A 583-nucleotide genomic window follows, 5' to 3' on the forward strand; every position below is an offset into this window, starting at 1 on the left:
CGCGCCGCGCTCGACGCGGTGGCGCTGCCGACCGGCCGCGAGCACCTCACCGCCGCGCTGTCCGGCGGCGAGAAGCAGCGGCTGGCGCTGTCCGGCCAGGTCGCGCTGCGCCCGGACGTCCTGCTGCTCGACGAGCCCACGTCCATGCTCGACCCCGCGCACGCGGCTCGGGTGCGCGACGCGGTGCTGTCCGTGGTGCACGACCGCACCCTCGTCGTCGTCGAGCACCGGCTCGAGCCCTGGCTGCCGCACGTCGACCGGGTCGTCGTGCTGGGCCCCGGCGCCGTCGTCGTCCAGGACACCGACGTCGCCGGCTTCCTGGCCGGGCCGCCGCCCGACGGCGTCTGGTTCCCGGGCCTTCCCGACCCCGAGCCGGTGAGCGTCCCCGCCTCGCTCGTGCGGCCGGAGGAGTCGCGGGCACACGTCCTGGAGGGCGTGGACGTCGTGCTGCGCTCGCGGACGCTGCGCGGAACGCAGGAGACGCGGGCCCTGGCCGAGGTCGACCTGACGGTGAGGCCGGGCGAGGTCACGGCTCTCGTCGGCCCGAGCGGCTCGGGCAAGTCGACGCTCGCCCGGCTGCTCG

1 protein-coding gene is annotated in these 583 nt (G+C 77.2%); it reads left to right on the top strand.

All coding sequences use genetic code 11. The annotated features are described in order from the left end of the window. The coding region (locus AC2W7G_RS18165) for an ATP-binding cassette domain-containing protein (protein ID WP_485869664.1) at window positions 1-583 on the top strand (583 nt) is incomplete at both ends.

The sequence above is a fragment of the Aeromicrobium sp. PFPM2_SD2 genome (genome assembly GCF_057364525.1).